The organism is Pseudomonas sp. 18175 (assembly GCF_050432925.1).
GTDB lineage: Bacteria > Pseudomonadota > Gammaproteobacteria > Pseudomonadales > Pseudomonadaceae > Aquipseudomonas.
The window spans coordinates 594,297-609,008 of sequence record NZ_JBKFTO010000001.1 but is presented as its reverse complement, the minus strand read 5'-3'; the positions used below and the strand labels follow the sequence as shown (position 1 = coordinate 609,008).

13 protein-coding genes are annotated in these 14,712 nt (G+C 61.1%); 8 read left to right on the top strand and 5 right to left on the bottom strand.

Translation table 11 applies throughout. From position 1 onward, the window contains the following. The first annotated feature begins 3 nt into the window (after positions 1-3). The 7 genes from ACLD1Y_RS02800 (at position 4) to pqqE (ending at position 6,673) form a co-directional block, all read left to right on the top strand. A complete protein-coding gene (locus tag ACLD1Y_RS02800; protein ID WP_429475232.1) occupies positions 4-798 on the top strand; it encodes a carbon-nitrogen hydrolase family protein in 795 nt (264 codons plus the stop codon). A gap of 48 nt (positions 799-846) precedes the next feature. Then, on the top strand, positions 847-3,201 hold the full coding sequence (gene pqqF / locus ACLD1Y_RS02795) for a pyrroloquinoline quinone biosynthesis protein PqqF (RefSeq protein WP_429475230.1): 2,355 nt from the start codon (positions 847-849) through the stop codon (positions 3,199-3,201). 159 nt (positions 3,202-3,360) lie between these two features. Further along, the gene (gene pqqA, locus ACLD1Y_RS02790; protein ID WP_003194766.1) at positions 3,361-3,435 is read left to right on the top strand and encodes a pyrroloquinoline quinone precursor peptide PqqA; all 75 of its coding nucleotides are present in this window, start codon (positions 3,361-3,363) and stop codon (positions 3,433-3,435) included. 72 nt (positions 3,436-3,507) lie between these two features. After that, positions 3,508-4,419, top strand: coding sequence for a pyrroloquinoline quinone biosynthesis protein PqqB (gene pqqB / locus ACLD1Y_RS02785; protein WP_185709262.1), 912 nt, complete (start codon positions 3,508-3,510; stop codon positions 4,417-4,419). Positions 4,420-4,525: 106 nt separating this feature from the next. After that, a complete protein-coding gene (gene pqqC / locus ACLD1Y_RS02780; RefSeq protein WP_429475228.1) occupies positions 4,526-5,278 on the top strand; it encodes a pyrroloquinoline-quinone synthase PqqC in 753 nt (250 codons plus the stop codon). Continuing rightward, on the top strand, positions 5,275-5,550 hold the full coding sequence (gene pqqD, locus ACLD1Y_RS02775) for a pyrroloquinoline quinone biosynthesis peptide chaperone PqqD (RefSeq protein WP_003194772.1): 276 nt from the start codon (positions 5,275-5,277) through the stop codon (positions 5,548-5,550). The genes pqqC and pqqD overlap by 4 nt, the downstream gene beginning before the upstream one ends. After that, positions 5,543-6,673 (top strand): pyrroloquinoline quinone biosynthesis protein PqqE, encoded by a 1,131-nt coding sequence (gene pqqE / locus ACLD1Y_RS02770; RefSeq protein ID WP_105698171.1) that lies wholly within the window; start codon positions 5,543-5,545, stop codon positions 6,671-6,673. Before pqqD ends, pqqE begins: the two co-directional genes overlap by 8 nt. A 5-nt stretch (positions 6,674-6,678) precedes the next feature. On the opposite strand, the gene ACLD1Y_RS02765 is transcribed toward pqqE, so the two are convergent. Then, a complete protein-coding gene (locus ACLD1Y_RS02765; RefSeq protein ID WP_007904205.1) occupies positions 6,679-6,837 on the bottom strand; it encodes a YqaE/Pmp3 family membrane protein in 159 nt (52 codons plus the stop codon). A 183-nt stretch (positions 6,838-7,020) separates the two neighbouring features. Then, a complete protein-coding gene (locus ACLD1Y_RS02760; protein ID WP_429475223.1) occupies positions 7,021-8,283 on the bottom strand; it encodes an aspartate aminotransferase family protein in 1,263 nt (420 codons plus the stop codon). Between the two features lie 209 nt (positions 8,284-8,492). Here ACLD1Y_RS02760 and ACLD1Y_RS02755 point away from each other — a divergent pair, with 209 nt between their 5' ends. Next, a complete protein-coding gene (locus ACLD1Y_RS02755; RefSeq protein ID WP_429475221.1) occupies positions 8,493-9,392 on the top strand; it encodes a LysR family transcriptional regulator in 900 nt (299 codons plus the stop codon). A gap of 226 nt (positions 9,393-9,618) precedes the next feature. Here ACLD1Y_RS02755 and ACLD1Y_RS02750 read toward each other — a convergent pair whose 3' ends face one another. From ACLD1Y_RS02750 to ACLD1Y_RS02740, 3 genes are all read right to left on the bottom strand, one after another. Further along, positions 9,619-11,397, bottom strand: a complete 1,779-nt coding sequence (locus tag ACLD1Y_RS02750; protein ID WP_429475219.1) for an acyl-CoA dehydrogenase C-terminal domain-containing protein — start codon at positions 11,395-11,397, stop codon at positions 9,619-9,621. Between the two features lie 123 nt (positions 11,398-11,520). Continuing rightward, entirely contained in the window at positions 11,521-13,290 is a 1,770-nt protein-coding gene (locus tag ACLD1Y_RS02745; protein ID WP_429475217.1) for an acyl-CoA dehydrogenase C-terminal domain-containing protein, read from the bottom strand. Positions 13,291-13,380: 90 nt separating this feature from the next. Continuing rightward, on the bottom strand, positions 13,381-14,670 hold the full coding sequence (locus ACLD1Y_RS02740; RefSeq protein WP_429475215.1) for a diguanylate cyclase: 1,290 nt from the start codon (positions 14,668-14,670) through the stop codon (positions 13,381-13,383). Positions 14,671-14,712 lie beyond the last annotated feature (42 nt).

The window sequence follows — 14,712 nt, the reverse complement described above, 5'->3', positions numbered from 1 at the left end:
ACCATGCGTGTCGCCCTGTACCAATGCCCGCCGCTGCCATTGGATGTGGCCGGCAACCTCAAGCGCCTGCATCAGTTGGCGCATGAGGCGTCCGGCGCCGATGTACTGGTGCTGCCGGAGATGTTCCTCAGCGGCTACAACATCGGCGCCGAGGCCGTTGGCGCCTTGGCCGAAGCGCAGGATGGGCCGTCGTCGCAGGCGATTGCCCAGGTTGCGCAAAGTGCTGGCGTGGCCATCCTGTACGGCTATCCGGAACGGGCCGAGGACGGGCAAATCTACAACGCCGTGCAATTGATCGACGCCCTCGGCCAACGCCTGTGCAACTACCGCAAGACCCATCTATTTGGCGACCTCGACCATTCGATGTTCAGTGCCGGGGGCGATGATTTTCCGCTGGTGGAGCTCAATGGCTGGAAACTGGGATTGCTGATCTGTTACGACCTGGAGTTCCCGGAAAACACTCGGCGCCTGGCACTGGCCGGTGCCGAGCTGATCCTGGTGCCCACCGCCAATATGGTGCCGTTCGACTTTGTGGCGGATGTCACCGTGCGAGCGCGAGCCTTCGAAAACCAGTGCTACGTGGCGTACGCCAATTACTGCGGGCACGAAGGCGAGATTCAGTATTGCGGGCAAAGCAGTATTGCCGCGCCGAACGGCCAACGCATCGCCCAGGCCGGGTTGGATGAAGCTTTGATCGTCGGCACATTGGAGCGCCAATCGATCATCGACGCACGGGCGTCCAATCATTACCTGCAAGACCGTCGCCCCGAGCTGTACGGCGCACTGCACAAGCCCTGACCCCACGGGTTTGCTAGCATAGGCACTTCCTACGTTTCGGAAGTGCCCATGCCTGCGCCGGCCCACCCTCATCACCTTCACCTGACCCTGGCCAATGGCCTACGGGTTTCCCTACGTCATGCGCCGCGCTTGAAGCGTTGCGCCGCTGTGTTACGGGTGGCTGCCGGCAGCCATGACGTGCCGTTGGCCTGGCCGGGGCTGGCGCATTTCCTGGAGCATCTGCTGTTTCTGGGCACCGAGCGGTTTCCTACAGGCGAGGGCTTGATGACCTACGTGCAGCGCCAGGGTGGCCAGGTCAATGCCAGCACCCGCGAGCGCGCCACGGACTTTTTCTTTGAACTACCCGTGCCGACGTTTTCCGATGGGCTGGAGCGGCTGGCCGACATGCTGACCCACCCGCGTCTCACTCTGGAAGACCAACTGCGCGAACGCGAAGTGCTGCATGCGGAGTTTATTGCCTGGTCCCAGGATGCCAAGGCGCAGCAGCAGGTTGCGTTGCTGCAAGGGCTGGCGGCGGATCATCCTCTGCGCGGCTTTCATGCCGGCAACCGCGATAGCTTGCCGGTGGAGCGCGAGGCTTTTCAGCACGCCCTGCGCGAATTTCATCAGCAGTTTTACCAGAGCGGGCAGATGACCTTGACCCTGGCCGGCCCGCAGTCGCTGAAAGACCTCGAGGCTTTGGCGCAGCGGTTCAGCGAAGCTTTGATCACCGGGCCTCACCGCCCACAAGCCGCGCCACCGGCGCTGATACCCGGCCAGGCCCAAGGCTATCAATACCTCACGGGCAATCACTTGCATCAAGTCATCCTCTGCGATGCGCCTGCCGAAGCCCTGGCGTTTCTGTGCACCTGGCTCAACGCTTCGGCGCCGGGCGGACTGCTGGCGCAATTGCAAACTCGGCAATTGGCCACTGCGCTGCAAGCAACCGTGCTGTATCACTACGCGGGGCAAGCGGTGTTGGATATCGACTTCACACTCGGTACGCAAGACGAACCGGCGACACAAATCCAGGCATTGCTGCACGACTGGTTGAGCTTTTTCGCACACAGTGATTGGACTTCACTGCGCGAAGAGTTCGCCCTGCTGAGCGCTCGTCAACAACAGGTCCAGGGCGCCCTGGCATTGGCCCGACGCGACAACGACAACCTCTCGGATCAAGCCGTCGCAGCCCTCAAGACCCAGCTCGACGCCTTGCACCTGCCACCCTCCCGGCACACGTGGCAGTTACCGGCGAACAACCCATTCCTGCGCCCAGCCGTGAAGGAAGAGCGTGCCGGTTTGATTCGCGGCCAAACCAGCGCCCATCGGGGTTTGCGCACCTTTGCGCAGGATCGTTCACGGGGGCGCAAGGACGCATCGGCACTGGCCTTCAACCAAACGCTGGCCAATGATGGCGATGAAGCCGCGTTGTACCTGCAATGGCAATTCGCACCCAGCGGCCTGGAAAGCGCCGTGCAACCGTTGCGTGAGCAAGCGCACCAGGCGGGCGTTGAATTGTCGTTCGACACTATCGGCAATCATTGGCTGGTGAAAATGGTCGGCCTGCACGAACCCATGCCTGCGGTGCTTGAAGCCTTGGCGAACGGCCTGAATCAGGCGCCGCAGGCGCCTGTGACCTCGACGCCCATGATTGCCATCCGGGAATTGCTCAAGGCGCTGCCCACGTGCTGCGCGGCAATGACCGCCCAAAACGGCGAAGCCTCATGGGCCAGCGCACGCTGGCATGGCCTGGGGCTGGGCTTTCCCGCCGCGCTTGAAGCCGCGATCAAAACAGCGGCCGCCCGACTGCCCGGGCAACCTGAGAACATCAAGCCCCAGCGCCCTGCACCGGGTGGTCAGCGCATCTGGCACGAGGTGAATACCGACTCCAGCGAAGCCGCGTTGCTGCTGTTTTGCCCGACGCCCAGCCAAACCTTGGCGGATGAAGGCGCATGGCGACTGCTTGGACATCTTCTCCAGGGACCGTTCTACCAACGCCTGCGGGTAGAGTTACAGATCGGCTACGCGGTGTTCAGCGGCGTCCGACAGATCAACGGGCAAACCGGCCTGCTGTTTGGCGTACAGTCCCCCAGCGTGTCCCTGGAGGGCATCTTCGACCACCTGCAAACCTTCCTGCGACAACTGCCAGCGCTGATCAGCAGTAGCGACGAACTGGGCAACCAGGCCTTGGCGCAACAGTTCTCTGGGCAGTCGCTTACGGTTGCCCAAGCCGCCGAGCTGCTTTGGCACGCGCAGTTGGCGGGCCACTCGTCGACCTATCTTGGCGAGCTTGAACAGTTGATCCAAACCCGCACACACGTGGACATACAGCGCGCTGCCCAACTACTCAACGACGCCACAGGCGGCTGGCAGTGTGTCGCCAACGGCCCGTGCTTGAATGATTCCTGGCAGTCGGCAAGCTGATCATTGCCAACCTTGCAACAGGCTTTTTCCATCAAGACAGCGCCATCTCGGCCAGAACTGAGTATTATTCCTACGCACCTACCTGAACATCTCCTGCCGGAGATGGACTATATGTATTACTTGGTAGTGAATGCCCCATCCCTTCGTAGGAGTAAGAATATGACCTGGTCCAAACCTGCTTACACTGATCTGCGTATCGGTTTCGAAGTCACCATGTACTTCGCCAGCCGTTAATCCGCTGGGTAATACAACGCCTCGGCCCGCCCGGGGCGTTTTAGTTTTTGAGCTTTGCTTGATGGAGCGACCATGTTTGTCCAGATTCTAGGTTCCGCCGCCGGCGGTGGTTTCCCGCAGTGGAACTGCAACTGCGTGAACTGCGCGGGTTTTCGTGATGGCAGCCTGCGGGCCCATGCGCGCACCCAGTCGTCCATCGCGATCTCCGACGATGGCGTGAATTGGGTACTGTGCAACGCCTCGCCGGATATTCGCGCGCAACTGCAAAGCTTCGCGCCGATGCAACCGGGCCGCGCACTGCGGGATACCGGCATCAGCGCGATCATCCTGATGGACAGCCAGATCGACCACACCACCGGCCTGCTGAGCCTGCGCGAAGGCTGCCCGCACCAAGTGTGGTGCACCGACATGGTCCATGAAGACCTGAGCACCGGTTTCCCGCTGTTCACCATGCTCACCCACTGGAACGGCGGCCTGGCCTGGAACCGCATCGAGCTGGACACCAGCTTCACCATCCCGGCCTGCCCCAACCTGCGCTTCACGCCGCTGCCATTGCGAAGCGCCGCCCCACCCTACTCGCCGCACCGCTTCGACCCGCACCCGGGCGACAACATCGGCCTGATCGTCGAAGACCTGCGCACCGGCGGCAAACTGTTCTACGCCCCAGGCCTGGGCAAAGTCGACGCGCCGTTGCTTGAAATCATGGCCGGCAGCGACTGCCTGCTGGTGGACGGCACGATGTGGGACGACGACGAAATGCAGCGCCGTGGCGTCGGCACCCGCACCGGTCGCGAAATGGGCCACCTGGCGCAAAACGGCCCCGGCGGCATGCTCGAAGTGCTGGAACAGTTGCCCGAGCAGCGCAAAGTGCTTATCCACATCAACAACACCAACCCGATCCTCGATGAAGACTCCCCCGAGCGAGCGGAATTGGTGCGGCGCAATGTCGAAGTGGCTTACGACGGCATGAGCATTGAACTGTAGGAGCGGGCTTGCCCGCGAAAAACCCAAGAACAACGCGTTCACCCAGAAACATCGCGTCATCGTTAACGACCTTCGCGAGCAAGCTCGCTCCTACAGGGGATCTCATATGGCTGATCGGCCGATGAACACTGAAGAATTCGAAGCCGCCCTGCTGGCCAAGGGCGCCTTCTACCATATCCATCACCCGTACCACGTGGCGATGTACGAAGGCCGCGCCACCCGCGAGCAGATCCAGGGCTGGGTCGCCAACCGTTTCTACTATCAGGTGAACATCCCCCTGAAAGACGCCGCGATCCTGGCCAACTGCCCTGACCGCGAGATCCGCCGCGAGTGGATCCAGCGCCTGCTCGACCATGACGGCGCCCCCGGTGAAGACGGCGGTATTGAAGCCTGGCTGCGCCTGGGCCAAGCGGTTGGCCTTGACCCGGACCAACTGCGCTCCCAGGAACTGGTGTTGCCCGGCGTGCGTTTTGCGGTGGATGCCTACGTCAACTTCGCACGTCGAGCCAGTTGGCAAGAAGCCGCCAGCAGCTCGCTGACCGAACTGTTCGCGCCGCAAATCCATCAGTCGCGCCTCGACAGCTGGCCGCAGCATTACCCGTGGATCGACCCGGCCGGCTACGAATATTTCCGTACCCGCCTGGGCCAAGCCCGCCGTGATGTGGAACACGGCCTGGCAATCACCCTGCAGCACTACACCACCCGCGAAGGCCAGGAGCGCATGCTGGAAATTCTCCAGTTCAAACTGGATATTTTGTGGAGCATGCTGGACGCCATGAGCATGGCCTACGAACTCAAACGCCCGCCGTATCACAGCGTGACCGACCAGCGGGTGTGGCATAAAGGGATCCCCCTATGAGCTTTGATCGCAGCAAAAAACCCACCTGGCGCCAGGGCTATCGCTACCAGTACGAACCTGCGCAGAAGGGCCACGTGTTGCTCTACCCCGAAGGCATGATCAAGCTCAACGACAGCGCCGCGCTGATCGGCGGCTTGATCGACGGTGAGCGTGACGTAGCCGCGATCATCGCCGAGCTGGATAAGCAGTTTCCCGGCGTGCCTGAGCTGGGTGACGACATCGAGCAATTCATGGAGGTCGCCCGTGCAGAGCACTGGATTACCCTTGCCTGAAAAACCGCCAATTGGCTTGCCACTGTGGTTGCTCGCCGAGCTGACCTACCGCTGCCCGTTGCAATGCCCGTATTGCTCCAACCCGCTGGATTTTGCCGAGCAGGGCAAGGAGCTGAGCACCGAGCAGTGGTTCAAGGTGTTTCGCGAAGCGCGGGAAATGGGCGCCGCGCAACTGGGCTTCTCCGGCGGCGAGCCGTTGGTGCGCCAGGACCTCGCCGAACTGATCGCCGAGGCGCGCAAACTGGGGTTCTACACCAACCTGATCACCTCCGGCATCGGCCTCACCGAGCAGAAGATCAGCGACTTCAAGAAGGCCGGCCTGGACCATATCCAGATCAGCTTCCAGGCCAGCGACGAGCAGGTGAACAACCTGCTGGCTGGCTCGAAAAAAGCCTTCGCGCAAAAGTTGGAAATGGCCCGGGCGGTGAAGGCCCACGGCTACCCGATGGTGCTGAACTTCGTGACCCATCGGCACAATATCGACAAGATCGACCGCATCATCGAGCTGTGCATCGCGTTGGAGGCAGACTTTGTTGAGCTCGCCACCTGCCAGTTCTACGGCTGGGCGCAGCTCAATCGTGTGGGTTTGCTGCCGACCAAGGAACAGTTGGTGCGCGCCGAACGCATCACCAATGAATACCGCGCCAAGCTGGAAGCCGAAGGGCATCCGTGCAAGCTGATCTTCGTCACCCCGGACTACTACGAGGAACGTCCCAAAGCCTGCATGAATGGCTGGGGCAGCATCTTTCTGACAGTCACGCCAGACGGCACCGCCCTGCCCTGTCACGGCGCCCGACAGATGCCAGTGCAGTTTCCCAATGTGCGCGACCACAGCATGCAGCACATTTGGTACGACTCGTTTGGCTTCAACCGCTTTCGCGGCTACGACTGGATGCCCGAGCCGTGCCGTTCATGCGATGAAAAAGAGAAAGACTTCGGCGGCTGCCGCTGTCAGGCCTTCATGCTCACAGGGGATGCGAGCAATGCCGACCCGGTGTGCAGCAAGTCCGAGCAGCACGGCATCATCCTTAAAGCGCGGGAGGAAGCCGAGCACGCCACCCAGACCATCGAGCAACTGGCCTTTCGCAATGAGCGTAATTCACGGCTCATCGCCAAAGGCTGACCGCTTTAGCGTTTGGCGATGATGTACACCGCGTGCACGATACCGGGGATGTAGCCGCACAGGGTCAGCAGGATGTTCAGCCAGAACGCGCCGGCGAAACCTACTTGCAGGAACACACCCAGTGGCGGCAACAGAATGGCGATGATGATACGAATGAAGTCCATGGGGTCAGCTCCAGAAAATCGGCTCGTGTGAGCCGTGTAGCTAATCGACCTTGGGGGTTCGTGAGGGTTCAGTGGGATCTGGCGTTGAGCCATCCGTTGTTGCGCACACAAAAAAACGCCCCCAACCAAAAGAATCAGGCCGGAGGCGCCGCGTATACCGCGAGACGGTTCAGAAAATATGGGTTAAACGGCAATGCCCTTGCGGCATTGCAGTTGTGCGGTGCGCACGCGGGAGAAGGCGCGCGCCAGGCGCAGGAGCATTTCGTCGATATTGCTTTTGCTCACCGTCAGCGCTGGGGTGAAGCGCAGGCAGTTGGGTTGCGGGGCATTGAGGATCAAGCCTTCGTGCAGCGCTGCTTTTACCACTGCATCGGCAGAATCATCCGACAGCGTAAGGCCCCACATCAGGCCCTGGCCGCGCAGTTGCCCGTGGTCGTAGCGGTACGCCAGGCGGGCAAGCCCTTCGCCGAGATAAAGGCCGGACTCACGGACGTGCTCCATAAAGCCTCCGTCCAGCACCGTATCGAGCACCGCCAGACCGGCCGAGGCCATCAGCGCATTGCCGTGATGGGTACCTTCCAGCTCGCCGACTTCGAAACAGCAGGCCTTGCCCCGCGCCAGCAGCGCCGCCAACGGCACACCGCCCCCCAGGCCTTTGCCCAGGGTGATGATGTCGGCGCGTACGCCGTATTGCTGTTCGGCAAGCAAGGTGCCGCAACGGCCGATGCCGGTTTGGACTTCATCGAGGATCAACAGGATGCCCAGCTCGCGGCATAGCCGCTCAACCCCTTTGAGGTAGTGCTCGGTGGCTGGAATCACACCCGCTTCGCCTTGGATCGGTTCGAGCAGGATTGCGACGGTCTGTGCATCGACTGCAGCGTGCAGGGCCGGCAGGTCGTTGAACGGCACATGACTGAAACCCGGCAATTGCGGCTCAAAGCGGTTTTGCGGCCCCCCTGCCGACGCCGACATGGCGGCAAAACTGCGCCCGTGGTTACCAGCGCTGGCGCTGATGATGCGATAGGCGCCGCCGCGATACCGCTGGCCCCACTTGCGTGCCAGCTTGATCGCGGCTTCACAGGCTTCCGCGCCACTGTTGAGCAGGTACGCCTGGTCGCTGCCAGTGCGATGGCACAGGCGTTCGGCGAGGTTGAGTTGAGCGCGGTTATACAACCCATTGCCAGGGTTGATCAGCGCTTGGGTCTGGTCGGCCAGGGCTTTGATCAACACCTGTGGGCTGTGGCCCAGGCTGTTGGCGGCGTTGCCTTGGCTGAAATCCAGGTAGGCACGCTCATCGCTGTCCCACAGCCAGGAGCCCTGGCCGCGTACAAAGACTTGAGGCGGCCGCGCAACGGAGGGCATCAGGGATTCGCTGGAAGGGTTACTGCTGGCAGGCTCCAGAATCAGATCGTCCAGGCTCGGCGTAGGGCGGCAGAACAGATTCACAGCTCACCTCCAATAGCAACCTGACCTTGGTCGGTGCGACAAGCCAACACGGCCTTGAGGTTTTTTGCCTTGCCTATGTAAACGCTATCAACATAAACGCTGTTCATTGCCCGATCTGGCCCTGTAAGCCCCACGAATAGGCGCTAGACTAGGCGCCTCGGGGGCCGTCGGCCATTTCGATTTTCCAGCTTTTTCGATAAGCAAACCTTATGGATTTTAAGCAACTGCGTTATTTCGTCGCGGTGTATGAGGAAGGCCACGTTGGCCGTGCCGCAGAGCGCCTGTCGATCTCCCAACCGGCGCTGTCCCAGCAGATCCGCCAACTGGAGCAGAACCTGGATGTGAGCCTGTTCGAGCGCAGCAGCAAACGCCTGCTGCCCACCCTCGCCGCGCACACGCTGTACAACCACGCCCTGCCGCTGATCGACGGCATGCAGCACGCAGTCGAAGCGCTGCGTAACTTCAAGGGCCAGGCAATGCGCACCTTGGCCATCGGCGTGCTGCAAACGGTGCACACCAGTCTGGTCCCACAAATGCTCGAACGCGTGCGCAAGGCTCAGCCGCACTTGGTGGTGCAGATCTACGAATTGACCGGGCTGGAGATTGAGCGGCGCTTGCTGAATGGCTCGCTGGACATCGGCATCAGCTACTTGCCGCCACGCCAACCGGGGCTGCATGGTGTGTTGCTGTATGAAGATGAGTTGAAGGTCGTCATCCCCGAAGACCATCCCCTACGGGAATTCAAGAAAGTTTCGCTGAAGCAGGCTGCCGAATTGCCGATGTTGCTGCTGGGGGAAGAGTTTCAGGTCAGGCAAATCTGGCAGGGCCAGTTGTCCAACCTCGGGCGGCGTCCGCAAGTGCAGGCCGAGCTCAATACCATGGTGGGGATTCTCGACAGCCTGCCCCATACCAAGCTAGCCACTGTGCTGCCGGGGCGCTCCCAGGACGAACACAACAGCAAGGCGCTGCTGTGGAAACCCTTGAGTGAACCCAGGGTGCCGCTCAAAGTGGGGTTGGTATGTCGCGATGTGCAGCGCCAGCAGGCGACGGTGGCGTTGCTGCGCACCTTGCTGGAAGACGTGATGAATGCCCCGCAGGCGACCGCCTGACTTTTTCGCGGGCAAAAGAAAACCCCGCCGAAGCGGGGCTTTGCAGACTGTTTCCCTGACATCCATTTCACTCCGCCGTCCTGGCAGAATCCTACGTGTCCGTGTTGTTGCTTTGCGCTTCCTGCGCGACGTCCATGTGAAGTAGATTATCTGTGGATCCAATTTGGCGATAGAGGACGATTAGCAGCACGTCATGTAAGAGAATGCTTACACGCCCTCCCCGCCCTTAGAACAGGGCTTCATCCAGCAAAAACAGCGATTCACTACCGGCTTTTACCGACGCGCTCAACGAGTGAATACGCGGCAGCAGGCGGGCAAAGTAGAAGCGCGCCGTGCCCAGCTTACTGGCATAGAAGTCTTCCTCGGCCTCTTTGCCCAGCGCCGCCTTGGCCATACGCGCCCACATGTAGGCGTAGGCCATGTATCCAAATGCATGCAGATACTCCACCGACGCCGCACCGATTTCATTCGGATTGGTCTTGGCGCGGTCCAACACCCACGCAGTCAATTCATCCAGGTTATCCACCGCAGCGCTCAACGGCTTGGTGAACTCAGCCAACTCGGCACCCGCCGAGGCAATGAACTGGCGGATCTCATCGGCGAACAGGGTGTAGAACGCCCCCCCACTGCCGACAATCTTGCGCCCCATCAAGTCCAGCGCCTGAATGCCATTGGTGCCTTCGTAGATCTGGGTGATACGCACATCACGCACCAACTGCTCTTGGCCCCACTCGCGGATGTAACCGTGGCCGCCAAACACTTGCTGGCCCAACACCGTGGTTTCCAACCCCAGGTCGCTCAAGAACGCCTTGGCCACCGGGGTCAACAACGCCACCAGGTTATCCGCACGTTCGCGGGCAGCAGCGTCGTCGCTGAACTTGGCGATATCCAGTTGCGTGGCGACGTAGGTGGAAAATGCACGGCCGCCTTCGTTCGCCGCCTTCATGGTCAGCAGCATGCGCCGCACATCGGGGTGCACGATGATCGGGTCGGCAACCTTGTCTTTAGCCTGAGCACCCAGCGGCGAGCGGCTTTGCAGACGGTCACGCGCATATTCAATCGCGTTCTGGTACGAGCGCTCGCCCGACGCCAGCCCCTGGATACCCACCCCCAGACGCTCGTAGTTCATCATGGTGAACATCGCCGCCAAACCACGGTTCGGCTCGCCCACCAGGTAACCCACGGCGCCATCGAAATTCATCACGCAGGTAGCGGATGCCTGGATACCCATCTTGTGTTCGATAGAGCCACAGCTCACCAAATTGCGTGCGCCCAGGCTGCCATCGGCATTGACCATAAACTTGGGCACCAGGAACAAAGAGATGCCCTTGGGACCGGCCGGCGCATCCGGCAGCTTGGCCAGCACCAGGTGGATGATGTTGTCGGTGAGGTCGTGCTCGCCACCGGTGATAAAGATCTTGGTGCCGCTGATCGTGTAGGAGCCGTCCGCTTGCGGCTCGGCCTTGGTCCGGATAATCCCAAGGTCAGTCCCGGCGTGGGCCTCGGTCAGGCACATGGAGCCGGCCCACTCGCCGGAATACATCTTCGGCAGGTAAGTGGCCTTAAGCTCTTCACTGGCGTGAGTGTTGATCGACACGCAAGCGCCAGACGTCAACATCGGGTACAGGCCGAACGCCAGGCTCGACGAGTTGATCATCTCTTCAACCTGGGCCGACACCGCCTTGGGCATGCCCATGCCGCCAAACACCGGATCACCGCCGACACCCACCCAGCCACCTTCGGCGTAGGTTTTGTAGGCCTGTGGATAACCATCCGGAGTAAACACTGCCGTGTCTTCCCAACGGCAGCCTTGTTCATCGCCACCGCAGCTGATCGGGGCGATGGACTTGGCGGTGACCTTGCCGGCTTCTTCGAGGATGGCCTCTACGGTTTCGGCGTCAACGGTGTCTGCCAATGCCGGCAATTGGGCCCAAGTGTTGGCAACCTCAAAGACTTCGTTGAGGACGAAGCGCATATCACGCAGCGGCGCTTTGTAATCAGCCATGGCAAACCTCGTGAGAACGTGAAAAGTAATTCGGTAGGTGTCGGTTTTACAGGCTCCGAGTGTACCCGAACAACTTTTCAGACACATAGGGTCCACTTGTGACTGATTGGTATTTTTAAGTCATCACAAGGCAAATGCCTCCGCCGCCAGACTCATCAGGCATTCGCTGCCCGCTTCTACCGCAGCGCGGTGCGTGGCGGTACGTGGCAACAGGCGCTTGAAGTAGAACTCGCACGTGGCCAACTTGGCCTTGGTGAAGTCGGCATCTCCTTGTTCAAGGGCAGCGATCGCCATGCGCAACCATAGGTAGGCGAGCACCACGTAGCCGCTGTACATCAAGTAATCCACAGCCGCTGCGCCGACCTCATCGGGGTTTTTCATGGCCGCCGTGCCGACCTTGGTGGTCAGTTCGCCCCATTCCCCATTCAGTTGATTGAGTTGCGCCACATAAGCCTTGAGCTGCGGATGCTCGGCGTTCGCCCCACAGAACTTATGCACAATCTTGGTAAAGCCGCGCAGCAACTTGCCCTGGCTGCCCAGCACCTTGCGGCCCAGCAGGTCGAGGGCTTGGATGCCGTTGGTACCTTCGTAGATCGGCGCAATCCGCGCATCGCGGGCCAGTTGCTCCATGCCCCATTCACGAATGTAACCGTGGCCGCCGAATATCTGCATGCCGTGGTTGGTCACCTCAAGGCCCGTGTCGGTCATAAAGGCTTTGCAGATGGGCGTGAGGAACGCCAACAGGTCTTCGGCCTCCTGGCGTGCGGCGGCGTCACTGCTCAGGTGTGCGGTATCAAGCAACTGCGCGGTGAAATAGGTCAGTGCCCGGTTGCCCTCGTTGAAGGCTTTCATGGTCAGCAACATGCGCCGCACATCGGGGTGCACGATGATCGGGTCGGCGGCTTTTTCCGGGGCCTTGGCGCCGGTCAGCGAGCGCATTTGCAGGCGGTCGTTGGCGTATTTGATCGCGCCCTGGAAGCTCGCCTCACCGTTGCACAACCCCTGCATGCCGGTGCCCAGGCGCGCGTGGTTCATCATGGTGAACATACAGTTGAGGCCTTTGTTGGCCTCGCCGATCAGGAAGCCCTTGGCCCCGTCGAAGTTCAGCACGCAGGTGGCCGACGCCTTGATGCCCATCTTGTGTTCGATGGAGCCGCAGTGCACCGCGTTGCGCTCACCGGAATCGGCGTGGAACTTGGGCACGATAAACAGCGAGATCCCCTTGGTGCCCGCTGGCGCGTCCGGCAGTTTGGCCAGTACCAAGTGGATGATGTTGGCGCTCATGTCGTGCTCGCCAGCCGAGATGAAGATCTTGCTGCCAGTGACCGCATAACTGCCGTCTGCCTGGGGCACGGCGCGGGTCTTGATCAGGCCCAGGTCGGTGCCGCAATGGGCTTCGGTGAGGCACATGGTACCGGTCCATTCGCCCGCGGTGAGTTTGCGCAGAAACGTGTCTTTCTGCTCGGCAGTGCCGTGGGCGTGGATCGCCGACATCGCACCATGGGTGAGGCCCGGGTACATACCCCAGGACGTGTTGCTGGAGCCGATCATCTCACTCAGCACCAGGCCCAGGGACTGCGGCAAGCCTTGGCCGCCGTAGGCCGGGTCGGCTGCCACGCCGTGCCAGCCGCCTTCGACGTATTGGGCGAAGGCTTCCTTGAAGCCCTTGGGCGTGGTGACCACGCCGTTGTCGAAATGGCAGCCCTCTTCATCGCCGCTGCGGTTCAGCGGTGACAGCACGTTTTCGCAGAACTTCGCGCCTTCTTCGAGGATCGCGCTGACCATGTCCGGGCTGGCGTCTGTCGCCCCCAGCGCAGCGTAGTGACCGTGGAAATCAAATACGTTATCGATCAGAAAGCGCATGTCGCGCAGAGGAGCTTTGTAGTCAGGCATGGCAATGTCTCCGGCAGCAGATGGCTTCAACCTACTGCCGGCAACGCGCCTGGACAATCACTGTAGCGCTGCTGAATACAGCGCCATTACTCAACCGGCAGCGCTTTCCATGCGCACCGCGCCACGCCGGGTTTGCCCGGCCGCCACCACGCAGTTGCGCCCCGCGCCTTTGGCGGCGTACAACGCCTGGTCGGCAGATTTAAGCACTTCTTCGGGGGTACGTTGTTCGGCTTGGCGCTCGGCCACGCCAATACTGACGGTAACCGACACGCTGGTCGCACCGCTGCCCGCCCGGCGCTGACGGCCTTGCTGATCGTCCTGCGGGCGGTCCGGGTTGCGCAGCTTGATGTCGTAGTTGGCGATGATCTCGCGGATCTCTTCCAGGTGCGGCATGCACTCATCCAGGGTCTTGCCGGCGAATACCACGGCGAACTCCTCACCACCGTAACGGTAGGCACGTCCGCCGCCGTTGACCTTGGCCAGCTTGCTCGCCACCAGGCGCAACACCTGGTCGCCCACGTCGTGGCCATGGGTGTCGTTGAAGCGCTTGAAGTGGTCGACGTCGGTCATCGCCAGTACGTAATTGCGCCCCAGCCGCTGCGTGCGTTCGTTCAACGCACGCCGCCCCGGCAAGCCGGTCAGTTCGTCGCGGAAGGCCATTTGATAAGCCTCGTGGGCCACGCCAGCAGCGATCATCAGCATCACCTGGCTGCACATGATGTTGAGGGTAAACGGCAGGATGAAGGTTTGCGGCAACATCCAGAACATCCCCAACAACCCCACCAACTGCGCCGCATGCAGCGGACGTGGCTGGTACCAGTACTGCGCCGCCAGGATCACAAAACCGATCAGGAACATCGGGTACGACAATTGGATCAGGCTCATCCAAGTGCCATGCAGCGCCGGCCAGCGAATCTCTGCCAACCAGTTCAACAGCGCCTGGGGATAACTTTGCTCCAGCGCCAGCGCCACGCTGCCGACGGCGAACAGCACCGCACAGCGTGCGACGAAGTCGCGGAACAGGTGGGTTTTTTCCTGCCACATCCCATAGATGCTGAACAACAGCGGCAGCAGCAGGCAGCACAGGTGGAACACCACGGCGGCGTCTTCGCGCACGCGGCCGTTGTCGCGGTAGAAGTCGGTCTGGGTGTCGAGCAGAAAGTAGGCGATGTACACCGTGATCATCAAGAACAGCTCACGCTGGCGCCGATACACCGCGCAATACGAGCCGCCGAGCAACAGCACCAGGGTCGGCAACACGTTGAACAGCGAGGTGAAGAAGACGTTGAGATCCTTGACGTACGCAGCCGAGAGCCCGGCCAGCAAAAGCAGCAACGAAGGGAGGAAATGACTGAACCGTACAGCGGACACGCGTGACAAGGGTAAAACTCCGACCCGCAAAAAAATGATGGCACTGTGCCT